At 68.4% G+C, this 24,342-nt stretch carries 10 protein-coding genes, 1 tRNA gene and 3 rRNA genes; 13 read left to right on the plus strand and 1 reads right to left on the minus strand.

Features of this window, described 5'->3' with window-relative positions; genetic code table 11:
- Positions 1-94 precede the first annotated feature (94 nt).
- From C0216_RS07245 to C0216_RS07265, 5 genes are all read left to right on the plus strand, one after another.
- Positions 95-1,780, plus strand: coding sequence for a ribonuclease J (locus tag C0216_RS07245; RefSeq protein ID WP_114054459.1), 1,686 nt, complete (start codon positions 95-97; stop codon positions 1,778-1,780).
- A gap of 615 nt (positions 1,781-2,395) precedes the next feature.
- A 16S ribosomal RNA gene (locus C0216_RS07250) occupies positions 2,396-3,921 on the plus strand.
- A 282-nt stretch (positions 3,922-4,203) separates the two neighbouring features.
- Positions 4,204-7,319, plus strand: a 23S ribosomal RNA gene (locus tag C0216_RS07255).
- A gap of 80 nt (positions 7,320-7,399) precedes the next feature.
- Positions 7,400-7,516: ribosomal RNA gene (gene rrf, locus C0216_RS07260) — 5S ribosomal RNA — on the plus strand.
- The 16S, 23S and 5S rRNA genes sit together here with 1 tRNA gene alongside, the layout of an rRNA operon.
- A gap of 5 nt (positions 7,517-7,521) precedes the next feature.
- Positions 7,522-7,597: transfer RNA gene (locus tag C0216_RS07265), tRNA-Thr, on the plus strand.
- 107 nt (positions 7,598-7,704) lie between these two features.
- Here the strand turns inward: C0216_RS07265 and C0216_RS07270 are convergent.
- The gene (locus tag C0216_RS07270) at positions 7,705-10,230 is read right to left on the minus strand and encodes a SpoIIE family protein phosphatase (RefSeq protein ID WP_114054460.1); all 2,526 of its coding nucleotides are present in this window, start codon (positions 10,228-10,230) and stop codon (positions 7,705-7,707) included.
- 220 nt (positions 10,231-10,450) lie between these two features.
- On the opposite strand from C0216_RS07270, the gene C0216_RS07275 reads away from it, so the two are divergent.
- The 8 genes from C0216_RS07275 (at position 10,451) to C0216_RS07310 (ending at position 24,315) form a co-directional block, all read left to right on the plus strand.
- On the plus strand, positions 10,451-15,973 hold the full coding sequence (locus tag C0216_RS07275; protein ID WP_114054461.1) for a hybrid sensor histidine kinase/response regulator: 5,523 nt from the start codon (positions 10,451-10,453) through the stop codon (positions 15,971-15,973).
- A gap of 225 nt (positions 15,974-16,198) precedes the next feature.
- Positions 16,199-16,876 carry a response regulator gene (locus C0216_RS07280; RefSeq protein ID WP_114054462.1) on the plus strand — a complete coding sequence of 226 codons (678 nt, stop codon included), beginning with the start codon at positions 16,199-16,201 and terminating at the stop codon, positions 16,874-16,876.
- Between the two features lie 157 nt (positions 16,877-17,033).
- Positions 17,034-19,817 carry an FtsK/SpoIIIE family DNA translocase gene (locus tag C0216_RS07285; protein WP_114054463.1) on the plus strand — a complete coding sequence of 928 codons (2,784 nt, stop codon included), beginning with the start codon at positions 17,034-17,036 and terminating at the stop codon, positions 19,815-19,817.
- Between the two features lie 254 nt (positions 19,818-20,071).
- Entirely contained in the window at positions 20,072-20,965 is an 894-nt protein-coding gene (locus tag C0216_RS07290; RefSeq protein WP_114054464.1) for a helix-turn-helix domain-containing protein, read from the plus strand.
- Between the two features lie 114 nt (positions 20,966-21,079).
- Complete coding sequence (rimO, locus tag C0216_RS07295) at positions 21,080-22,564, plus strand: 30S ribosomal protein S12 methylthiotransferase RimO (protein WP_114054465.1); 1,485 nt, start codon at positions 21,080-21,082, stop codon at positions 22,562-22,564.
- The gene (pgsA, locus tag C0216_RS07300) at positions 22,561-23,238 is read left to right on the plus strand and encodes a CDP-diacylglycerol--glycerol-3-phosphate 3-phosphatidyltransferase (protein WP_114054466.1); all 678 of its coding nucleotides are present in this window, start codon (positions 22,561-22,563) and stop codon (positions 23,236-23,238) included. Before rimO ends, pgsA begins: the two co-directional genes overlap by 4 nt.
- A gap of 50 nt (positions 23,239-23,288) precedes the next feature.
- Positions 23,289-23,825 carry a CinA family protein gene (locus tag C0216_RS07305; protein ID WP_428985482.1) on the plus strand — a complete coding sequence of 179 codons (537 nt, stop codon included), beginning with the start codon at positions 23,289-23,291 and terminating at the stop codon, positions 23,823-23,825.
- 109 nt (positions 23,826-23,934) lie between these two features.
- Positions 23,935-24,315, plus strand: a complete 381-nt coding sequence (locus C0216_RS07310; RefSeq protein ID WP_114054467.1) for a helix-turn-helix domain-containing protein — start codon at positions 23,935-23,937, stop codon at positions 24,313-24,315.
- The last annotated feature ends 27 nt before the right edge of the window (positions 24,316-24,342 follow it).

Here is a 24,342-nt window from a genome sequence, read left to right on the forward strand (position 1 = left end):
GACACAGACACATGCACGTGCACGCTTGCACGACTGACATGCCCGCCACGCGCCTGACGAGACGGCCCGTGGCGTGCGTGGTGAGGAGAGACTTTTGAGCCATCCGCACCCCGAGCTCGGCCCGCCGCCGAAGCTTCCCCAGGGCGGCCTGCGCGTCACCCCGCTGGGCGGCCTCGGCGAGATCGGCCGCAACATGACCGTCTTCGAGTTCGACGGCCGACTGCTGATCGTCGACTGCGGCGTGCTCTTCCCCGAGGAGGAGCAGCCGGGCATCGACCTGATCCTGCCGGACTTCTCGTCCATCCGGGACCGCCTGGACGACATCGAGGGCATCGTCCTCACGCACGGCCACGAGGACCACATCGGCGCGGTGCCCTACCTCCTGCGGGAGAAGCCGGACATCCCGCTGATCGGTTCGAAGCTGACGCTCGCGCTGATCGAGGCGAAGCTCCAGGAGCACCGCATCCGTCCCTACACCCTTGAGGTGAAGGAGGGGGACCGGGAGAACCTGGGCGTCTTCGACTGCGAGTTCATCGCGGTGAACCACTCCATCCCGGACGCGCTGGCCGTCGCCATCCGCACGCCCGCTGGCCTGGTCGTCGCCACCGGCGACTTCAAGATGGACCAGCTCCCCATGGACAACCGGCTGACCGACCTGCACGCGTTCGCGCGGCTGAGCGAGGAGGGCATCGACCTCCTCCTGTCGGACTCGACGAACGCCGAGGTCCCGGGCTTCGTCCCGCCGGAGCGCGACATCTCGAACGTGATCCGCGGCGTCTTCGCGGGCGCACAGCGGCGGATCATCGTGGCGAGCTTCGCGAGCCACGTCCACCGCATCCAGCAGGTCCTGGACGCGGCGCACGAGTACGGCCGCCGCGTCGCGTTCGTGGGCCGCTCGATGGTCCGCAACATGGGCATCGCCCGCGACCTGGGCTACCTGCGCATCCCGCAGGGCCTCGTCGTGGACGTCAAGACGCTGGACGACCTGCCGGACGACGAGGTCGTGCTCGTCTGTACGGGCTCGCAGGGCGAGCCGATGGCGGCCCTGTCCCGCATGGCGAACCGCGACCACCAGATCCGGATCGTCCCCGGCGACACGGTGATCCTCGCGTCGTCCCTGATCCCCGGCAACGAGAACGCGGTCTACCGCGTGATCAACGGCCTGACCCGCTGGGGCGCCAACGTCGTGCACAAGGGCAACGCCAAGGTGCACGTCTCGGGCCACGCCTCCGCCGGCGAGCTGCTGTACTTCTACAACATCTGCAAGCCGAAGAACCTCATGCCGGTCCACGGCGAGTGGCGCCACCTGCGCGCCAACGCCGAGCTCGGCGCGATGACGGGCGTCCCGAAGGACCGCATCGTCATCGCCGAGGACGGCGTGGTCGTCGACCTGGTCGACGGCAAGGCCCGGATCTCCGGCAAGGTCCAGGCGGGCTACGTGTACGTGGACGGCCTCTCGGTCGGCGACGTCACGGAGACCTCCCTCAAGGACCGCCGCATCCTCGGCGAAGAGGGCATCATCTCGGTGTACGTCGTGGTGGACAGCACCACGGGCAAGGTCGTGAGCGGCCCGAACATCCAGGCCCGCGGCTCCGGCATCGAGGACTCCGCGTTCACCGCGGTGCTCCCGAAGATCGAGGAGGCCATCGCGCGCGCCGCCGCCGACGGCGTCGCCGAGCCGCACCAGATCCAGCAGCTCATCCGCCGCACGGTCGGCAAGTGGGTCTCGGACGGCTACCGCCGCCGGCCGATGATCCTCCCGGTCGTCGTCGAGGTCTGACGCCCGGACCAGCACAATCACCGGAGCGGGGCAACCGATTTGCATCGGGGGCCCCGCTCCAGTACGTTTACGGCTCCACCCCGCACCGAACCGCGGCACATACATGTGCCCGGACGGGTACGCGGGCGGGTGGGAATCAGCACCGGGGAAACCTGATAAAGTCTGACCCGCCCGAAAGGGAAAGGCTCTCCAGCGGCCACCGAATTCGAATCCGATCCGGAAAACGGCGCGGAATTGATCTGGTAAGGTTGGAACCGCCGGAAAGGGAAATCGCGAAAGCGAAAACCCCGGAAAGCGGAGCGCGAAAGACTCTGATAGAGTCGGAAACGCAAGAAAGAAGAACGAAAGCCCGGAGGAAAGCCCCAGTAAGCGTTACTGCGGGTGAGTACGAAGGAAGCGTCCGTTCCTTGAGAACTCAACAGCGTGCCAAAAATCAACGCCAGAAGTTGATACCCCGTCCACTTCGGTGGATGAGGTTCCTTTGAAAAAGACCTGTGAGACTTCTCCGGAAGTGCTTGCAGGCAACAACACAGCGAGGACGCAGTGGTCAGTCGGTCTTATTCCGACCATGACTGGCCCGCTCTACGTGTGTGTGCACCGGATGACCGGTAAACATTCATGGAGAGTTTGATCCTGGCTCAGGACGAACGCTGGCGGCGTGCTTAACACATGCAAGTCGAACGATGAACCTCCTTCGGGAGGGGATTAGTGGCGAACGGGTGAGTAACACGTGGGCAATCTGCCCTTCACTCTGGGACAAGCCCTGGAAACGGGGTCTAATACCGGATACGACTGCGGAAGGCATCTTCCGCGGTGGAAAGCTCCGGCGGTGAAGGATGAGCCCGCGGCCTATCAGCTTGTTGGTGGGGTAATGGCCTACCAAGGCGACGACGGGTAGCCGGCCTGAGAGGGCGACCGGCCACACTGGGACTGAGACACGGCCCAGACTCCTACGGGAGGCAGCAGTGGGGAATATTGCACAATGGGCGAAAGCCTGATGCAGCGACGCCGCGTGAGGGATGACGGCCTTCGGGTTGTAAACCTCTTTCAGCAGGGAAGAAGCGAAAGTGACGGTACCTGCAGAAGAAGCGCCGGCTAACTACGTGCCAGCAGCCGCGGTAATACGTAGGGCGCAAGCGTTGTCCGGAATTATTGGGCGTAAAGAGCTCGTAGGCGGCCAGTCACGTCGGATGTGAAAGCCCGAGGCTTAACCTCGGGTCTGCATTCGATACGGGCTGGCTAGAGTGTGGTAGGGGAGATCGGAATTCCTGGTGTAGCGGTGAAATGCGCAGATATCAGGAGGAACACCGGTGGCGAAGGCGGATCTCTGGGCCATTACTGACGCTGAGGAGCGAAAGCGTGGGGAGCGAACAGGATTAGATACCCTGGTAGTCCACGCCGTAAACGTTGGGAACTAGGTGTTGGCGACATTCCACGTCGTCGGTGCCGCAGCTAACGCATTAAGTTCCCCGCCTGGGGAGTACGGCCGCAAGGCTAAAACTCAAAGGAATTGACGGGGGCCCGCACAAGCGGCGGAGCATGTGGCTTAATTCGACGCAACGCGAAGAACCTTACCAAGGCTTGACATATACCGGAAACATCCAGAGATGGGTGCCCCCTTGTGGTCGGTATACAGGTGGTGCATGGCTGTCGTCAGCTCGTGTCGTGAGATGTTGGGTTAAGTCCCGCAACGAGCGCAACCCTTGTCCTGTGTTGCCAGCATGCCCTTCGGGGTGATGGGGACTCACAGGAGACCGCCGGGGTCAACTCGGAGGAAGGTGGGGACGACGTCAAGTCATCATGCCCCTTATGTCTTGGGCTGCACACGTGCTACAATGGCCGGTACAATGAGCTGCGATACCGTGAGGTGGAGCGAATCTCAAAAAGCCGGTCTCAGTTCGGATTGGGGTCTGCAACTCGACCCCATGAAGTCGGAGTCGCTAGTAATCGCAGATCAGCATTGCTGCGGTGAATACGTTCCCGGGCCTTGTACACACCGCCCGTCACGTCACGAAAGTCGGTAACACCCGAAGCCGGTGGCCCAACCCTTGTGGAGGGAGCCGTCGAAGGTGGGACTGGCGATTGGGACGAAGTCGTAACAAGGTAGCCGTACCGGAAGGTGCGGCTGGATCACCTCCTTTCTAAGGAGCACAGTACCGATTGCAGGCAAACGTTCTGCACGGTCAGCTCATGGGTGGAACGTTGATTATTCGGCACGGTTTGACCTGATGGTCTTCGAGTACTGCTTCGGCGTGGAAAGAGGACACGGAGGGCGGATCGTGTCGGGCACGTTGTTGGGTCCTGAAGGCACGGCCGTCTGGCTGGTCTTCAGTGCCGGCCCCAGTGAACTCGCCAGCTTGTCTGGTGGGGTGATGGGTGGCTGGTCGTTGTTTGAGAACTACACAGTGGACGCGAGCATCTGTGGCCAAGTTTTTAAGGGCGCACGGTGGATGCCTTGGCACCAGGAACCGATGAAGGACGTGAGAGGCCGCGATAGGCCCCGGGGAGCTGCCAACTGAGCTTTGATCCGGGGGTGTCCGAATGGGGAAACCCGGCAGTCGTCATGGGCTGTCACCCGCTGCTGAACACATAGGCAGTGTGGAGGGAACGAGGGGAAGTGAAACATCTCAGTACCCTCAGGAAGAGAAAACAACCGTGATTCCGGGAGTAGTGGCGAGCGAAACCGGATGAGGCCAAACCGTATGCGTGTGATACCCGGCAGGGGTTGCGCATGCGGGGTTGTGGGAATGAGCTTTCACAGTCTGCCGGCTGTGAGGCGAGTCAGAAACCGTTGGTGTAGTCGAAGGACATGCGAAAGGTCCGGCGTAGAGGGTAAGACCCCCGTAGACGAAACATCAGCGGCTTGCTTGCTCATCTCCCAAGTAGCACGGGGCCCGAGAAATCCCGTGTGAATCTGGCGGGACCACCCGCTAAGCCTAAATATTCCCTGGTGACCGATAGCGGATAGTACCGTGAGGGAATGGTGAAAAGTACCGCGGGAGCGGAGTGAAATAGTACCTGAAACCGTGTGCCTACAAGCCGTGGGAGCGTCGGGATCTTCGGATCCTCGTGACTGCGTGCCTTTTGAAGAATGAGCCTGCGAGTTAGCGGTGTGTAGCGAGGTTAACCCGTGTGGGGAAGCCGTAGCGAAAGCGAGTCCGAACAGGGCGTTTGAGTTGCACGCTCTAGACCCGAAGCGGAGTGATCTAGCCATGGGCAGGTTGAAGCGGAGGTAAGACTTCGTGGAGGACCGAACCCACCAGGGTTGAAAACCTGGGGGATGACCTGTGGTTAGGGGTGAAAGGCCAATCAAACTCCGTGATAGCTGGTTCTCCCCGAAATGCATTTAGGTGCAGCGTCGTGTGTTTCTTGCCGGAGGTAGAGCACTGGATAGGCGATGGGCCCTACCGGGTTACTGACCTTAGCCAAACTCCGAATGCCGGTAAGTGAGAGCGCGGCAGTGAGACTGTGGGGGATAAGCTCCATGGTCGAGAGGGAAACAGCCCAGAGCATCGACTAAGGCCCCTAAGCGTACGCTAAGTGGGAAAGGATGTGGAGTCGCAGAGACAACCAGGAGGTTGGCTTAGAAGCAGCCACCCTTGAAAGAGTGCGTAATAGCTCACTGGTCAAGTGATTCCGCGCCGACAATGTAGCGGGGCTCAAGCGTACCGCCGAAGTCGTGTCATTGCAGCAATACTCCCAACGGAGGCTGTGATGGGTAGGGGAGCGTCGTGTGCCGGGTGAAGCAGCCGCGGAAGCGAGTTGTGGACGGTTCACGAGTGAGAATGCAGGCATGAGTAGCGATACACACGTGAGAAACGTGTGCGCCGATTGACTAAGGGTTCCTGGGTCAAGCTGATCTGCCCAGGGTAAGTCGGGACCTAAGGCGAGGCCGACAGGCGTAGTCGATGGACAACCGGTTGATATTCCGGTACCCGCTTTGAAACGCCCAATATCGAGGCGAGCGATGCTAAGTCCGTGAAGCCGTCCTGGATCCTTCGGGTGAAGGGAAGTGGTGGAGCCGACGAACCGGACTTGTAGTAGGTAAGCGATGGGGTGACGCAGGAAGGTAGTCCAGCCCGGGCGGTGGTTGTCCCGGGGTAAGGGTGTAGGCCGAGGGGTAGGCAAATCCGTCCCTCATACAAGGTTGAGACCTGATGCCGAGCCGATTGTGGCGAAGTGGATGATCCTATGCTGTCGAGAAAAGCCTCTAGCGAGTTTCATGGCGGCCCGTACCCTAAACCGACTCAGGTGGTCAGGTAGAGAATACCGAGGCGTTCGGGTGAACTATGGTTAAGGAACTCGGCAAAATGCCCCCGTAACTTCGGGAGAAGGGGGGCCATTCCTGGTGATAGGTCTTGCACCTTGAGCTGGGGGTGGCCGCAGAGACCAGCGAGAAGCGACTGTTTACTAAAAACACAGGTCCGTGCGAAGCCGTAAGGCGATGTATACGGACTGACGCCTGCCCGGTGCTGGAACGTTAAGGGGACCGGTTAGCTCCATTTCGGTGGGGCGAAGCTGAGAACTTAAGCGCCAGTAAACGGCGGTGGTAACTATAACCATCCTAAGGTAGCGAAATTCCTTGTCGGGTAAGTTCCGACCTGCACGAATGGCGTAACGACTTCTCGACTGTCTCAACCATAGGCCCGGTGAAATTGCACTACGAGTAAAGATGCTCGTTTCGCGCAGCAGGACGGAAAGACCCCGGGACCTTTACTACAGTTTGATATTGGTGTTCGGTTCGGCTTGTGTAGGATAGGTGGGAGACTGTGAAGCGGCCACGCCAGTGGTTGTGGAGTCGTCGTTGAAATACCACTCTGGTCGTGCTGGATGTCTAACCTCGGTCCGTGATCCGGATCAGGGACAGTGTCTGATGGGTAGTTTAACTGGGGCGGTTGCCTCCCAAAGGGTAACGGAGGCGCCCAAAGGTTCCCTCAGCCTGGTTGGCAATCAGGTGTTGAGTGTAAGTGCACAAGGGAGCTTGACTGTGAGACCGACGGGTCGAGCAGGGACGAAAGTCGGGACTAGTGATCCGGCGGTGGCTTGTGGAAGCGCCGTCGCTCAACGGATAAAAGGTACCCCGGGGATAACAGGCTGATCTTCCCCAAGAGTCCATATCGACGGGATGGTTTGGCACCTCGATGTCGGCTCGTCGCATCCTGGGGCTGGAGTCGGTCCCAAGGGTTGGGCTGTTCGCCCATTAAAGCGGTACGCGAGCTGGGTTTAGAACGTCGTGAGACAGTTCGGTCCCTATCCGCTGTGCGCGTAGGAATATTGAGAAGGGCTGTCCCTAGTACGAGAGGACCGGGACGGACGAACCTCTGGTGTGCCAGTTGTCCTGCCAAGGGCATGGCTGGTTGGCTACGTTCGGGAGGGATAACCGCTGAAAGCATCTAAGCGGGAAGCCTGCTTCAAGATGAGTATTCCCACCTCCTTGAGAGGGTAAGGCTCCCAGTAGACGACTGGGTTGATAGGCCAGATGTGGAAGCCCGGTAACGGGTGGAGCTGACTGGTACTAATAGGCCGAGGGCTTGTCCTCAGTTGCTCGCGTCCACTGTGTTAGTTCTGAAGCAACGAACTCGCCATGCCCGGCAAGGCTTGAGTTCAACTTCATAGTGTTTCGGTGGTCATAGCGTTAGGGAAACGCCCGGTTACATTCCGAACCCGGAAGCTAAGCCTTTCAGCGCCGATGGTACTGCAGGGGGGACCCTGTGGGAGAGTAGGACGCCGCCGAACAACCCGCCCTTTTAGCTCAGTCGGTAGAGCGTCTCCATGGTAAGGAGAAGGTCAACGGTTCGATTCCGTTAAAGGGCTCCAGCAGAAAGGCCCCCGCCATCGGCGGGGGCCTTTTTTGTTTTCCCGCCAGGCAGGGGGCACAGCTGCTCCGGGCCCCGCGCGGGGGCCCGGAGCCCGCACCGGAAAAGTCAGTCGCCCGTCCGCGGCTGCGGGACGCGGAAAGCCAGGATCGCCATGTCGTCCGACGCCGGCTCCGCCGCGAAACGCTCCACCGCGCGAAGGATCCGGGCGGCCACCGCGCCCGCCGTCAGGCCCGTACAAGTCGTCAGGACTTCCGTGAGGCCGTCGTCGCCGAGCATGCGGCTGCCCTCGCGGCGCTCCGTGACCCCGTCTGTGACGCACAGCAGGACGTCGCCCGGCTCCAGCGTCACCGTCTCCTCGTACAGCTCCAGATCGTCCATGACACCCAGCAGCGGCTGCGGCTCCGCCGCCGGCACCACCTCGCCGTCCGGGCGCAGGCGCAGCGGCAGCGGATGCCCGGCACACACCACCTTCATCAGGGCGCTGCCGTCCTCCCGCGGATGCAGTTCCCCGTACAGGAGGGTGAGGAAGCGGCTGCGGGCGCCCTCGTCGAGGATCGCCGCGTTCAGGCGCTCCAACACCGCCGGCCCGCCCAGGCCCTCACGGGCCAGCAGGCGCAGGGCGTGGCGGGCCAGACCCGTCACCGCCGCCGCCTCCGGGCCCGTACCGCACACGTCGCCGATGGCGAAGCCGTATGCGCCGTCGCGGATCGGGAAGACGTCGTAGAAGTCGCCGCCCACCTCGTTGCCCTCGCCGGCCGCCCGGTAGATGACCTCCACCTCCATGCCGGGGATCGCGGGCGAACCCGGCGGGAGCAGGCTGCGCTGCAGCGAGCGGCTGATCGCCGTGCGCTCCGAGTACAGGCGGGCATTGTCCAGAGCCAGGGCCGCCCGGCGCGACAGGTCGTCGGCGAGCTCCAGGATCTCCTGCCGGAAGTGCTCCCCGGACGGCTTGCCGAGCGTGAGCATGCCGATGACGCGGTTGCGGGCCAGCAGCGGCAGCACCACCGTCTCCCCGCCGACCGCGGTGGCCGCCTCCCGCCACGTGCGGGCGCCGGCCTCCCGGACCGGCTCCGGCGGGCTCACCCGCGACAGCAGGGCCTTCAGGCCGTCGATGCGCTCCTCGTCCTCGTGGAGCACATACGACAGGTACGGATCCGAGGACTGGTCCGCGATCGTGTACACGGCGCACCACGTGGCCAGCGTCGGGACGGTCATCTGCGCCATCAGCGCCAGCGTCTGGTCCCGGTCCAGGGTGCCCGCGAGCAGGTCCGAGGCCTCGACGAGGAACGAGAGCGAGCCCCGGCGCAGCCGCTCCAGCTCGCCCAGGCGGGCCGACTCCACCGCCAGCGCGATCCGGTCCGCGGCGAACTGCAACCGCAGCGCCTCCGCGTTCGAGTAGCGGCCCGGGTTCTCCGCGGCCACGCCGAGGGAGCCCGTCAGCCGGCCCTCCACCTTCAGCGGGACCGTGACCACCGAGCGCATGCCCGTCCCGTCCAGCAGAGGGACCGCGCCCGGGACCGCCGCCAGGTCCTCGTGGACCGCGGGCATGCGGGCCGAGCCGTACCGGCTGGCGCCCGCCTCGACGGGGACCCGGGCAAAGCGCTGGCGGGTCGAGGGGAGGCCGGTGGTCGCGCGGACCTCCAGCTCCGTCTCGTCGTCCGTGGCGAGCAGCAGGAACGCGGCGTCCGCGTCGAGCATGTCGCGGGCGCGCTCCACGGTGCGCTGGAGCAGGCCGTCGAGGTCGTCGGGGGCGGGCGAGCCGATGAACACCTCGAAGGGGTCCGCCGGGCGCGCCTCGGCGAGCTGGCCGCCGTCCGCGGCGGGCGCGCGCACCGGCGTCTGGAGCAGAGCGCGCTCGTCGTCGTGGACGAGGAGGCAGACGATCGACGGGTCGCCGTGCGCGTCGCGGACCCGCAGATGGGAGCCGTAGACCGGGATGACCCGGCCGTCGGCGCCGCGGATGCCGTAGCTGCCCTCCCAGCGGGACAGGCGCAGCGCCTCGGCGATACCGGTGCCGGTGCCCGGCGTCTGCGGCCAGGCGGCGAGCTCGGCGAGGGGGCGGCCGATGGCCTTGGAGGCGGGATGGCCGAAGACGTGCTCGGCGTCCTCGTTCCAGGCGGAGACGCGGTCGTCGGAGTCGACCTGGAGGACGGCGACGCGGACCCGGCTGTCGGCGAGCGGCAGCATCCGGTCGGGGACGACCGGGCCCGCGGAGCGGGTGCCGACGGGGCGGTCAGGGAGGTCCAGGCGGAACCACACGTGCTTGTGGGTGGCGGTGTACTCGACGCCCCAGCGGGTGGCGAGCGCGGCGCAGAGCATCAGGCCGCGGCCGTTCTCGCGGTCCGGGTCGGCGTACGGGCGGTCGCCCGGGTGCCGCAGCGGCAGCTCCCGCTCCGGATAGCGGTCGGCGACCTCGACGCGGACGCCGTCCTCGGTGCGCAGGCACAGGACCTCGGCGCTGGTGCCGGCGTGGACGACGGCGTTCGTGACGAGTTCGCTGGTGAGGACGACGGCGTCGTCGACGATGTCCGCGAAGCCCCATCCTTGTAGGGTGTCGCGGACGAACAGGCGGGCGGAGGCGACCGAGCGCCCCTGGGGGTCGAAGCTGGCAGCCGCCCGAGCCGTGATCACAAGTCTCCTTCGACGCGGTACATCGGTGCCAGGTTACTTACCTTCCCGGGCGGCATGGGCCGTCACCGGGGATTCCACCCGGCAGGGCGGCCGGTGTGCGATGGTGCCGAAGTGTTATCGCCGGGTTCGGCCAGGGTGAAACACTGGGCAGGATCGGTTTGCACGGCGCGACACGCCGTGTGCCGGTGGATGTGCGGTCGACCCTTTCGGGAGGGACACGGTGGAGTCTGGCGCAGCGGTGCGGCGTACGGGAACGCGCGCGAAGGGTGGCAGGTCGCGCCGGAGCGGGACGACCGAGGTGGATACCGCCGCCCTGAACCGGCTGCTCACGGCCCTGGTGTCGATGCGGGACGGGAACTTCCGCAAGCGGCTGACGGTGTCCGGCGACGGGGTGATGGCGGAGATCGCCGCCGTCTACAACGAGGTCGCCGACCGCAACCTGCACCTCACCGGGGAGCTGTCCCGGGTCCGGCGCACGGTCGGGCGCGAGGGCAAGCTGAGCGAACGGCTGGAAGTCGGTGCCTGCGAGGGCTCCTGGGCGGCCGCGATCGACGCGTCCAACCAGCTCGTCGACGATCTGGCGCGGCCGGTGTCCGAGGTCGGGCGGGTGCTGTCGGCGGTCGCCGAGGGCGACCTGGACCAGCGGATGGACCTGCGGACGCAGACGGCGGACGGGGCGGGGCACCCGCTGCGCGGGGAGTTCCTCAAGGTCGGGCGGACGGTCAACAACCTGGTCGACCAGCTGTCGGCGTTCACCGACGAGGTGACGCGGGTGGCGCTGGAGGTGGGTACCGAGGGCAAGCTCGGCGGGCAGGCCCAGGTGCGCGGAATGTCGGGTTCGTGGAAGGACCTGACCGATTCCGTCAACACGATGGCGTACCGGCTCACCGCCCAGGTGCGTGACATCGCGCTGGTGACGACGGCGGTGGCGAAGGGCGACCTGTCGCGCAAGGTCACGGTGCACGTGGCCGGCGAGATGCTCCAGCTGAAGAACACCGTCAACACGATGGTGGACCAGCTGTCGTCGTTCTCCTCGGAGGTGACGCGGGTCGCCCGCGAGGTCGGCACGGAGGGCGAGCTCGGCGGGCAGGCGCAGGTCCCCGGTGTCGCGGGCGTGTGGAAGGACCTCACCGACTCCGTCAACACGATGGCGGGCAACCTGACGGCCCAGGTGCGGGGGATCGCGCAGGTCACGACGGCCGTCGCGAACGGCGACCTGTCGCAGAAGGTGCGGGTCAGCGCGCGCGGCGAGGTCGCACAGCTGGCCGAAACGATCAATCAGATGACCGAGACGCTGCGGACGTTCGCGGACGAGGTCACGCGCGTCGCCAGCGAGGTCGGGGCCAAGGGCCTGCTGGGCGGCCAGGCGCAGGTGCCGGGCGCGGCGGGGACGTGGAAGGACCTCACCGACTCGGTGAACACGGTCTTCCGCAACCTCACCACGCAGGTGCGCGACATCGCCCAGGTGACGACCGCCGTGGCCAACGGCGACCTGTCGCAGAAGGTCACCGTCGACGTCGCCGGCGAGATGCTGGAGCTGAAGAACACCGTCAACACGATGGTGGACCAGCTGCAGTCCTTCGGCGCGGAAGTGACGCGGGTGGCCCGTGAGGTCGGCGTCGAGGGCGAGCTGGGCGGCCAGGCGCAGGTGCCGGGCGCGGCGGGGACGTGGAAGGACCTCACCGACTCGGTGAACACCGCCTTCCGGAACCTCACCGGTCAGGTCCGCAACATCGCGCAGGTCACCACGGCCGTGGCCAACGGCGACCTGTCGCAGAAGGTCACCGTCGACGTCTCCGGCGAGATGCTGCAGCTGAAGAACACCGTGAACACGATGGTGGACCAGCTCTCCAGCTTCGCCGACCAGGTCACGCGGATGGCGCGGGACGTGGGCACGGAGGGCCGGCTCGGCGGGCAGGCCCGCGTCGAGGGCGTGTCGGGCACCTGGAAGGAGCTGACCGACTCGGTCAACTTCATGGCCGGGAACCTCACCTCCCAGGTGCGCCAGATCGCCCAGGTGACGACGGCGGTGGCGCGGGGCGACCTGTCGCAGAAGATCGACGTGGACGCCCGGGGCGAGATCCTGGAGCTGAAGAACACCATCAACACGATGGTCGACCAGCTGTCGGCCTTCGCGGAGCAGGTGACCCGGGTGGCCCGGGACGTGGGCACGGAGGGCCGCCTCGGCGGCCAGGCGCAAGTGCCGGGCGTGGCCGGGGTGTGGCGGGACCTCACGGACTCGGTGAACGGCATGGCCGGGAACCTGACCTCGCAGGTCCGCAACATCGCGCAGGTCGCGACGGCGGTGGCGCGGGGCGACCTGTCGCAGAAGATCGACGTGGACGCCCGGGGCGAGATCCTGGAGCTGAAGAACACCCTCAACACGATGGTGGACCAGCTGTCGAACTTCGCCGAGCAGGTGACCCGGGTGGCCCGCGAGGTGGGCACCGAGGGGATCCTGGGCGGCCAGGCGGAGGTGAAGGGCGTCTCCGGCACCTGGAAGGACCTGACGCAGTCCGTCAACTTCATGGCGAACAACCTCACCTCGCAGGTGCGCAACATCGCCGAGGTGACGACGGCGGTGGCGACCGGCGACCTCTCCAAGAAGATCACGGTCGACGCCAAGGGCGAGATCCTGGAGCTGGTGACGACCGTCAACACGATGGTGGACCAGCTGTCGTCGTTCGCGGAGCAGGTGACCCGGGTGGCGCGCGAGGTGGGCTCCGAGGGCATCCTCGGCGGCCAGGCCCGGGTACGCGGCGTGACGGGCATCTGGAAGGACCTGACCGACAACGTCAACCTGATGGCGAACAACCTGACCTCCCAGGTGCGCAACATCTCCCAGGTGTCGGCGGCCGTCGCCAACGGCGACCTGACCAAGAAGGTGACGGTGGAGGCGCGAGGCGAGGTCGCGCAGCTCGCCGACACGGTCAACACGATGGTCAAGACGCTGTCCTCGTTCGCCGACGAGGTCACGCGCGTGGCACGCGAGGTGGGCACCGAGGGCCGCCTCGGCGGCCAGGCGCACGTCCCGGGGGTGTCGGGGACCTGGAAGGACCTCACCGACTCGGTGAACTTCATGGCGTCGAACCTGACCGGGCAGGTGCGCCAGATCGCCATGGTCACGACGGCGATCGCCAAGGGCGACATGACCAAGAAGATCGACATCGACGCCCGGGGCGAGATCCTGGAGCTGAAGAACACGATCAACACGATGGTCGACCAGCTGTCGTCGTTCGCCGAGCAGGTGACGCGCGTGGCGCGCGAGGTGGGCACCGAGGGCATCCTCGGCGGCCAGGCCCGGGTGCGGGACGTCGACGGCACGTGGCGGGACCTGACCGAGTCCGTGAACGAGATGGCCGGCAACCTCACCCGGCAGGTCCGCGCGATCGCGGCCGTCGCCACGGCGGTGACGCGCGGCGACCTCAACCTGAAGATCGACGTCGATGCGGCGGGCGAGATCCAGGTCCTCCAGGACAACATCAACACGATGATCGCCAACCTGCGCGACACGACGCTGGCGAACAAGGAGCAGGACTGGCTGAAGGGCAACCTGGCCCGGATCTCGGCCCTCATGCAGGGCCGCCGCGACCTGGACGACGTCGCCTCGCTGATCATGAGCGAGCTGACGCCGGTGGTCTCGGCGCAGCACGGGGCGTTCTTCCTCGCGACGCCGGCCGGCGGGACCACCGAGATCGGCACCGAGGGCGGCCCGGACGGCTCGTACGAGCTGCGGATGCGCGGGAGCTACGCGTACGCGGGCGGGCAGATGCCTACGGCGTTCCGGCCGGGGGAGGGCTTGATCGGGACGGTCGCGGAGGAGAAGCGGACGATCCTCGTCGAGAACACCCCGCCGGGCTACCTGAAGATCTCCTCGGGGCTCGGGGAGGCGCCCCCGGCGCATGTGATCGTGCTGCCGGTGCTCTTCGAGGGGAAGGTGCTGGGCGTGATCGAGCTGGCGTCGTTCCAGCCGTTCACGCAGATCCAGAAGGACTTCCTGAGCCAGATCGCCGAGATGATCGGCACGAGCGTCAACACCATCAGCGTCAACTCCAAGACGGAGATGCTGCTCAAGCAGTCGCAGGAGATGACGGAGCAGCTGCGCGAGCGCTCCGACGAGCTGGAGAACCGGCAGAAGGCGCTCCAGGCCGCCAACGCGGAGCTGGAGGAGAAGGCGGAGCTGCTGGCGCAGCAGAACCGGGACATCGAGGTGAAGAACACCGAGATCGAGGAGGCCCGGCAGGTCCTCGAGGAGCGCGCCGAGCAGCTCGCGGTCTCGATGCGCTACAAGTCGGAGTTCCTGGCGAACATGTCCCACGAGCTGCGGACGCCGCTGAACTCGCTGCTGATCCTGGCGAAGCTGCTGGCCGACAACGCGGACGAGAACCTGTCGCCCAAGCAGGTGGAGTTCGCGGAGACCATCCACGGGGCGGGCTCGGACCTGCTCCAGCTGATCAACGACATCCTCGACCTGTCGAAGGTCGAGGCGGGCAAGATGGACGTCTCCCCGACGCGGATCGCGCTGGTGCAGCTCGTCGACTACGTGGAGGCGACCTTCCGGCCGCTGACCGCGGAGAAGGGCCTGGACTTCTCGGTACGGGTCTCCCCGGAGCTGCCCGCCACCCTGCACACCGACGAGCAGCGGCTCCTCCAGGTGCTGCGGAACCTGCTGTCGAACGCGGTGAAGTTCACCGACACGGGGGCGGTGGAGCTGGTCATCCGCCCGGCGGGGTCGGACGTGCCGCCGGCGATCAGGGAGCAGCTGCTGGAGGCGGGCTCGCTGCGCGAGGCGGACGGGGACCTGATCGCGTTCTCGGTGACGGACACCGGCATCGGAATCGCGGCGAGCAAGATGCTGGTGATCTTCGAGGCGTTCAAGCAGGCGGACGGGACCACGAGCCGGAAGTACGGCGGCACGGGCCTCGGGCTGTCGATCAGCCGGGAGATCGCCCGGCTGCTGGGCGGCGAGATCCACGCCGCGAGCGAGCCCGGCCGCGGCTCCACCTTCACGCTGTACCTGCCGCTGCACCCGAGCGAGCTGCCGCCCCAGGGGTACGCCTCCCCCCAGCCCGGCGGCCGGCCGGAGGCCCACCGCCGGCCGGAGGGCGGGGCGCCGGAGGCGCCGGCGCCGGCCGTCCCGCCGGCGCTGCCCGCCGCGCAGCCGCAGCCGGCCGCGCCGGCGGCCGCACCCGGCGGGCAGGGCCAGGGCGGGGCGGCGCTGTTCCGGCGCCGCCGCAAGGCGCTGGGCGGCGAGCCGGAGCCGCGTACGGCGGGGGCACCCGCAGCCCGGCCGGGCGCGGCGGCGCCGGAGGAGGCGGGCTGGACGGCGCCGCAGGCGGAGCCGGCGGCGGCGCCGGCGTACGACTTCCACGGGGAGAAGGTGCTGATCGTCGACGACGACGTCCGGAACGTCTTCGCACTGACCAGCGTGCTGGAGCAGCACGGGCTGGCGGTGCTGTACGCGGAGAACGGCCGGGAGGGCATCGAGGTGCTGGAGCAGCACGACAACGTGGCGGTCGTGCTGATGGACATCATGATGCCGGAGATGGACGGGTACGCGACGACGGCGGCGATCCGGCGGATGCCGCAGTTCGCCGGGCTGCCGATCATCGCGCTCACCGCGAAGGCGATGAAGGGCGACAAGGAGAAGGCCATCGACTCCGGGGCGTCCGACTACGTCACCAAGCCGGTCGACCCGGACTACCTGCTGTCGGTGATGGAGCAGTGGATGCGCGGGGAATGACAGCGGCAGGGAGGGGGCGGCCGGGAACCCCGCGGCCCCCCGCCCCGTTTCCCTTTCGTGCACAGTGACATCTTGGTGACAGGGTGTGGCGATCTCGGGACTGGGGCTACGATGACCGGCACAAGGACGGGCGGCGCAAGGATGCCGTCCTCTGGGGCGGGGCCCGGCGCGCGCGCCGGAGCCAGGAGCCGGGGAGGCCCCATGCCGGGGCGAGGAGGACAGGGCATGGTGCAGAAGGCCAAGATCCTCCTGGTCGACGACCGGCCGGAGAATCTGCTGGCGCTGGAGGCCATCCTCTCCGCGCTCGATCAGACCCTGGTCAGGGCGTCGTCCGGGGAGGAAGCGCTCAAGGCGCTGCTCACGGACGATTTCGCGGTCATCCTGCTGGACGTGCAGATGCCCGGCATGGACGGCTTCGAGACGGCCGCGCACATCAAGCGGCGGGAGCGGACCCGGGACATCCCGATCATCTTCCTGACCGCGATCAACCACGGTCCGCACCACACCTTCCGCGGCTACGCGGCGGGCGCGGTGGACTACATCTCCAAGCCGTTCGACCCGTGGGTGCTGCGGGCGAAGGTCTCCGTGTTCGTCGAGCTGTACACGAAGAACTGCCGGCTGCGGGAGCAGGCGGCGCTGCTGCGGCTCCAGCTGGAGGGCGGCGGCACGGCCGACGGGGGCAAGGAGACCGCCGGGCTGCTCGCCGAGCTGTCGGCGCGGCTCGCGGCGGTGGAGGAGCAGGCCGAGGCGCTGACGAAGCAGCTCGGCGAGGAGGCCGCCGACCCGGCGGTCGTGGCGACCGCGGCGCACCTGGAGCGCAAGCTCACCGGGCTGCGGCGGGCGCTGGACGCGCTGGAGCCGGGGTCGGGCGGGGGAGCGCAGGTCATGCCCGCGCAGCACTGAACGGACCGGCGCCGTCCGGACCGGCGCCGCCCGCGGGTGGGCGTGCGGGAGCGAAAGGTCTGGCGGATCGTCAAATCGACGCTCTAGCGGGCGACACGAAAGGGTGAAGGGGTGGGCACGCGTGTCCACCGGCGTGCACACCGGTAACCTCAGGCCCATGGCCTCACGTACGTCCGGCAAGGGTTCCCAGAGCACGGCGGGCACCGCGAAGGGCCGCACCGGCCGTACGACGGCGCCGGCGAAGAAGGCGGCCCCCGCACGCGGCGCGGCCGCGCGGAAGGCGCCCGCGAAGCGGGCCCCCGCCAAGAAGGCGGCGCCGAAGCCCGCCCCCTCCCCGACCGGGGGAGTGGTGCGGCTGGTGCGCGCCGTCTGGCTGGGCTGCGCGCACGCCGTCGGCGCGGTGTTCCGCGGGATCGGGCAGGGCGCGAGGAACCTCGACCCGGCGCACCGCAAGGACGGCGTCGCGCTGCTGCTGCTCGCCCTTGCGCTGATCGTCGCCGCGGGGACCTGGTCGAACCTGAGCGGTCCGGTCGGCGAGCTGGTCACGATGCTCGTCACCGGCGCCTTCGGCCGGCTCGACCTGCTCGTCCCGGTCATCCTCGGCGTCATGGCCGTCCGCTTCATCCGCCATCCCGACCAGCCCGACGCCAACGGCCGGATCGGCGTCGGCCTGTCCGCGCTGGCCGTCGGCGTCCTCGGCCTCGTCCACATCGCCTGCGGCGCGCCCGGCCGGGGCGAGGGCACGACCGCCATGCAGGACGCGGGCGGCCTGATCGGCTGGGCCGCGTCCAAGCCGCTGATCTTCACCATGGGCGCCCCGCTGGCCGTGCCGATGCTGGTCCTCCTGACGGTCTTCGGGCTGCTCGTCGTCACCGCGACGCCCGTCAACGCCATCCCGGAGCGGCTGCGCCGGCTCGGGATCCGGCTCGGCGTCATCGCCCCGAACGAGTACGACGAGGAGTACGGGCCGTCCCCCGCCGCCCGGCGCGGCCGCCACGACCCCGAGCAGTGGCGGGCCCGCGGCGGCCCGGCCGACGCCGGCCCGGACCCGGTGGACATCGAGGAGCAGGCCCTGGCCGCCCGCCGGCGCCGCCCGCGCCGCACGCCGGTCGACCCCGCGGTCGAGCGGGAGATGGACGCCGTCGACGTGGCCGCTGCCGCCGCTGCCGCCCTGGACGGGGTCGTCCTCGGCGGGATGCCGCCTTCGCCGGTGGTCGCCGACCTCACCCAGGGCATCACCCCCGGGCAGGACGGCGCGGAGCCCACGGCGCCGGTGCCGCCGGCCCGCGCCGGCGCGAAGCCCGGTGCGCCCGCCGGTGCGCGCGGCGCCGCCGCGGAGCCGGCCGGCGGGCTGCCGCACGACACCACGGCCGCGGCGTCGGGGACGCTGTCCGTGCCCGACCTGACCAAGGCGCCGCCGGAGCCGCAGCCGCTGCCGCCCCGGGCGGAGCAGCTCCGGCTGCGCGGGGACATCGCCTACGCCCTGCCCTCGCTGGACCTGCTGGAGCGGGGCGGGCCGGGCAAGACGCGCAGCGCGGCGAACGACGCCGTCGTCGCCTCCCTGCGCAACGTCTTCTCCGAGTTCAAGGTCGACGCTGACGTCACCGGCTTCACCCGCGGCCCGACGGTCACCCGCTACGAGGTCACCCTCGGCGCGGCCGTCAAGGTGGAGCGGATCACCGCGCTGACCAAGAACATCGCGTACGCGGTCGCAAGCCCCGACGTCCGGATCATCAGCCCGATCCCGGGCAAGTCGGCCGTCGGCATCGAGATCCCGAACACCGACCGCGAGATGGTCAACCTGGGCGACGTGCTGCGCCTGGCGGACGCCGCCGAGGACGACCACCCGATGCTCGTCGCGCTCGGCAAGGACGTCGAGGGCGGCTACGTCATGGCCAACCTCGCGAAGATGCCGCACGTGCTGGTCGCCGGCGCCACGGGCTCCGGCAAGTCCTCCTGCATCAACTGCCTGATCACCTCGATCATGGTGCGGGCCACGCCGGAGGACGTCCGCATGGTGCTGATCGACCCCAAGCGGGTGGAGCTGACGGCGTACGAGGGCATCCCGCACCTGATCACGCCGATCATCACCAACCCCAAGCGGGCCGCCGAGGCCCTCCAGTGGGTCGTGCGCGAGATGGACCTGCGCTACGACGACCTGGCGGCCTTCGGCTACCGGCACATCGACGACTTCAACCAGGCCATCCGCGACGGCAAGATCCAGCTGCCGCCGGGCAGCGAGCGGGAGCTCAGCCCGTACCCGTACCTCCTGGTGATCGTCGACGAGCTCGCCGACCTGATGATGGTCGCCCCGCGCGACGTGGAGGACTCCATCGTCCGCATCACCCAGCTGGCCCGCGCGGCCGGCATCCACCTGGTGCTCGCCACGCAGCGCCCCTCGGTCGACGTGGTGACGGGCCTGATCAAGGCGAACGTGCCCTCGCGGCTCGCGTTCGCCACCTCCTCGCTCGCCGACAGCCGGGTCATCCTGGACCAGCCGGGCGCCGAGAAGCTCATCGGCAAGGGCGACGGGCTGTTCCTGCCGATGGGCGCCAACAAGCCGGTCCGCCTCCAGGGCGCCTTCGCCACCGAGGAGGAGGTCGGCAAGGTCGTCCGGCACTGCAAGGACCAGATGGCGCCGGTCTTCCGGGACGACGTCACGGTCGGCCAGCAGCAGAAGAAGGAGATCGACGAGGAGATCGGCGACGACCTGGACCTGCTCTGCCAGGCGGCCGAGCTGGTGGTCTCCACCCAGTTCGGGTCGACGTCGATGCTCCAGCGCAAGCTGCGCGTGGGCTTCGCCAAGGCGGGCCGGCTGATGGACCTGATGGAGTCGCGGGGGATCGTCGGGCCGAGCGAGGGCTCCAAGGCGCGCGACGTCCTGGTGAAAGCGGACGAACTGGACGGAGTGCTCGCGGTCATCCGAGGCGAGGCGCCGTAGGCGCGGCGGGGCGGGGCCGGGCGGATTTCGCGGGCAACCGTTTCCCTTGGGCCCACGTCTAGTTGAGGGGGGTGGCGGCACCGTCCGGTGCGGTACCCGGTGCGCGTGCGGGTCCGGGCGGCCGCCGAAGCGGCACGGGCCCCGGCACGCCATTCGGATGGCGTACGGAGTCCACCCCTCCGGTTGCTCCTCCCTTTCGTCACCCCCCTAGACTGGACATCCAGCAGGTGGCTACACGCTCGAAAGGCGCCCTCGTGTCCATCGGCATCTCCAACTCCCCCGAAGATGAGCGTCCTTCGACCGGCGACCGGTCCGAGGACCGCCCCACCGAACGCACTTCCGAAGGACCGTCCATCGGGACGGCCCTGAAGAAAGCCCGCATCGTCGCCGGGCTCACCGTCGACGAGGTCAGCTCCACGACGCGCGTGCGCATCCCGATCGTGCACGCGATCGAGGCCGACGACTTCACGCGGTGCGGCGGCGACGTGTACGCCCGCGGCCACATCCGCACCCTCGCCCGCGCCGTCGGACTCGACCCGGCCCCCCTGGTCGAGGCGTACGACGCGGCCCACGGCGGCCGGCCGGCGCCGACTCCGGCCGCGCCCATGTTCGACGCGGAGCGGATCCGCCCCGAGCGGCAGCGGCCCAACTGGACCGCCGCCATGGTCGCCGCCATCGTCGCCGTGATCGGCTTCGTCGGCTTCACCGCCTTCGGCGGCGGCGGGGCCGGGGAGAAGCGGCCCCAGGCCGAGGGCTCCTCCGCCCCCAAGGCCGCGCCCAAGCAGCCCGCCGGCAAGCCGGCACTGCCCCAGCAGAGCCCGGCGGCGCCGAAGCCGGAGCCCTCCGACAGCGCCATCGCCGCCGCGCCCAAGGACCTCGTCACGGTTGTCCTGACCGCCAGCGACGGCGACAGCTGGATCTCCGCCAAGGACCACAGCGGCCGGCTGCTCTTCGACGGAACCCTGGACATCGGCGAGTCCAAGACCTTCACCGACAAGGAATCCATCGACCTCGTGATCGGGGATGCCGGTGTCGTCACGCTGTTCGTGAACGGCAAGGAGATCAAGGACGAATTCCAGCCGGGCCAGGTGGAACGTCTCACATACACCAAGGACGATCCCGTCCAGGGACCGGCCCAGGCGGGCTGAGCTGCACGGAATACGGAATTCCGGATCCCCGGGGTGTCGCACGGCACCCCGGGGATCTTGGTTTGCCGGGCCTTGGGGCGGGGGTCGCCGTTCGGACAAAGTAGTCTTGAGTCCATGCCCGAACGCCGTACCGTCGCCCTTGTCACTCTTGGCTGCGCCCGTAACGAGGTGGACTCGGAGGAGCTCGCAGGCCGCTTGGCGGCGGATGGCTGGGAGCTCGTCGAGGACGCCGCCGAAGCGGACGTCGCCGTCGTCAACACCTGCGGCTTCGTCGAAGCCGCGAAGAAGGACTCCGTGGACGCCCTCCTCGAGGCCAACGACCTCAAGGACCACGGGCGCACCCAGGCCGTCGTCGCCGTCGGCTGCATGGCCGAGCGCTACGGCAAGGAGCTCGCCGAAGCCCTCCCCGAGGCCGACGGCGTGCTCGGCTTCGACGACTACGCCGACATCTCCAACCGCCTCCAGGTGATCCTCAGCGGCGGCAGCGTCGAGGCGCACACCCCGCGCGACCGCCGCAAGCTGCTGCCGATCAGCCCCGCCGAGCGCCAGCAGGCCGCCGACGTCGCCCTCCCCGGGCACGCCCAGGAGCCCGTCCAGGCCCCCGCCGACCTCCCCGAGGGCGTCGCGCCCGCCTCCGGCCCGCGCGCCCCGCTGCGTCGCCGCCTGGCCACCAGCCCGGTCGCCTCCGTCAAGCTCGCCTCCGGCTGCGACCGCCGCTGCTCCTTCTGCGCCATCCCGTCCTTCCGCGGGTCCTTCATCTCCCGCCGCCCCTCCGACGTGCTCGGCGAGACGCGCTGGCTCGCGGAGCAGGGCGTCAAGGAGGTCATGCTGGTCTCCGAGAACAACACCTCGTACGGCAAGGACCTCGGCGACATCCGCCTGCTGGAGACGCTGCTGCCCGAGCTCGCCGCCGTCGACGGCATCGAGCGCGTCCGCGTCAGCTACCTGCAGCCCGCCGAGATGCGGCCCGGCCTGATCGACGTGCTGACCTCCACCCCGAAGGTCGCCCCCTACTTCGACCTGTCCTTCCAGCACTCCGCGCCCGACGTGCTGCGCGCCATGCGCCGCTTCGGCGACACCGACCGCTTCCTGGAGCTGCTGGACACCATCCGCGGCAAGGCGCCGCAGGCCGGCGTCCGCTCCAACTTCATCGTCGGCTTCCCCGGCGAGACCGAAGCCGACTTCGCCGAGCTGGAGCGCTTCCTCACGCACGCGCGGCTCGACGCCATCGGCGTCTTCGGCTACTCCGACGAGGAGGGCACCGAGGCCGTCGGCTACGAGAACAAGCTCGACGAGGACACCATCGCCGAGCGGCTCGCCCACATGCAGCGCCTCGCCGAGGAGCTCACCTCCCAGCGCGCGGAGGAGCGGATCGGGGAGACCCTGGAGGTACTCGTCGAATCCGTCGAGGCGGTCGACGAGGACGGCGACGGCGCCTACGGGCGCGCCGCGCACCAGGCCCCCGAGACCGACGGCCAGGTCCTCTTCACCGACAGCACCGGCCTGGTGCCCGGGCGCATGGTGACCGCCAAGGTCGTCGGCACGCTGGGCGTGGACCTGGTGGCCGAGCCCCTGGAGCTGGAGGAGGCGGCCGGATGAGCGGAGTCCCGGCATCCGCGGCGGGCGGGACCGGCCGCCGGCCCGTTCCCGGCGCGAAGCTGGGGGCCGCGGCAGTGAACCAGGCCAGCCTGTGGAACATCGCCAACATCCTGACGATGATCCGGCTCGTCCTGGTGCCGGGATTCGTGCTGCTGCTCCTCGCCGACGGCGGGTACGACCCGGTGTGGCGTGCGCTGGCCTGGGCCGCGTTCGCCGTCGCCATGATCACGGACATCTTCGACGGGCACCTGGCCCGTACGTACAACCTGGTCACGGACTTCGGGAAGATCGCCGACCCCATCGCCGACAAGGCGATCATGGGGTCGGCGCTGGTCTGCCTCTCCTGGCTGGGAGAGCTGCCCTGGTGGGTGACCGGGGTGATCCTGGGGCGGGAGCTCGGTATCACCCTCATGCGCTTCTGGGTGATCCGCTACGGGGTGATCCCGGCCAGCCGCGGCGGGAAGCTCAAGACGCTGGCGCAGGGCACCGCGGTGGGCATGTACGTCCTGGCGCTGACCGGGGCGCTGGCCACCATGCGGTTCTGGGTGATGGCGGTGGCCGTCGTGCTGACCGTCGTCACCGGTTTGGATTACGTCCGCCAGGCCGTCGTGCTCCGGCGCAGGGGCCTGGCGGCCGAGCGGGCGGCCGCAGCCGAGGAGGCGGCCGCGAGGTGACGGACGCGGTGGGGGGCTCCGCAAGGGGCGCAGGCGCCCCGCGGACGGCGGTGGACCCGGCGCCCGCGGCGCGGACGGCCGCGGAGATCGCCGCGGAGGCGCTCCGGCTGCTTGCGGACGGTGACCAGACCCTCGCCGTCGCCGAGTCGCTGACGGGGGGCATGGTCGCCGCCTCGTTGACGTCCGTACCCGGTGCTTCCCGGTCGTTCCGCGGATCGGTCACGGCCTACGCGACCGACGTGAAGGCGCGGGTGCTCGGCGTCGACGCCGGCCTGCTGGCCGCCGAGGGTGCGGTGAACCCGCAGGTGGCGGTCGAGATGGCGGCCGGCGTGCGGCGCGTGCTCGACGCCTCTTGGGGGATCGCGACCACCGGCGTCGCCGGCCCGGACCCGCAGGACGGGCAACCGGTGGGGACGGTTTTCGTCGCCGTTTCCGGACCGCTGTTCGAGAAAAGCGCCGCGTTGAGGTTGAACGGCTCCCGGGAGGAAATCCGTAGGGAGAGTGCACGCACAGTGCTCGAACTCCTCTTGAGCGAACTCCGCGAGAATGTGCGGGGGCAGGATACGGAACAGAACGGGGGGATTTGATGTTTGCAGCCCTGAGTGAACACGACATCGCTCCCCGCACGGCCGCGGCGCGAGGCGGTACGGTGGGGCGTGAAGGATGCGGCTACACGGTCAGAGGAGGGAGCCACCGATGATTCTGCTCCGTCGCCTGCTGGGTGACGTGCTGCGTCGGCAGCGCCAGCGCCAGGGCCGTACTCTGCGCGAAGTCTCCTCGTCCGCCCGAGTTTCTCTCGGCTATCTTTCCGAGGTGGAGCGGGGGCAGAAGGAGGCGTCCTCCGAACTGCTCTCCGCGATCTGCGACGCGTTGGACGTACGGATGTCCGAGCTGATGCGCGAGGTCAGTGACGAGCTGTCGCTGGCCGAGCTGGCACAGTCGGCCGCGGCAAGCGAACCCGTACCGGTGCCGGTACGCCCGATGCTCAACTCGGTCTCCGTGACGTCCGTCGCGGGCGGGCCGGAGCGGGTGACCATCAAGGCGCCTGCGGAAGCGGTGAACGTCGTAGCCGCTTGAGCGCGAGTGCGCGTGCCGTGAAGGCAA

The sequence above is a fragment of the Streptomyces globosus genome, assembly GCF_003325375.1.
Lineage (GTDB): Bacteria > Actinomycetota > Actinomycetes > Streptomycetales > Streptomycetaceae > Streptomyces > Streptomyces globosus_A.

Bases quoted from the DNA above. Each gene is read 5' to 3' on its own strand.
- C0216_RS07280 (WP_114054462.1), top strand. From the start codon at position 16,199: ATGGTGCAGAAGGCCAAGATCCTCCTGGTCGACGACCGGCCGGAGAAT.
- C0216_RS07285 (WP_114054463.1), top strand. From the start codon at position 17,034: ATGGCCTCACGTACGTCCGGCAAGGGTTCCCAGAGCACGGCGGGCACC.
- rimO (WP_114054465.1), top strand. From the start codon at position 21,080: ATGCCCGAACGCCGTACCGTCGCCCTTGTCACTCTTGGCTGCGCCCGT.
- pgsA (WP_114054466.1), top strand. From the start codon at position 22,561: ATGAGCGGAGTCCCGGCATCCGCGGCGGGCGGGACCGGCCGCCGGCCC.
- C0216_RS07310 (WP_114054467.1), top strand. From the start codon at position 23,935: ATGATTCTGCTCCGTCGCCTGCTGGGTGACGTGCTGCGTCGGCAGCGC.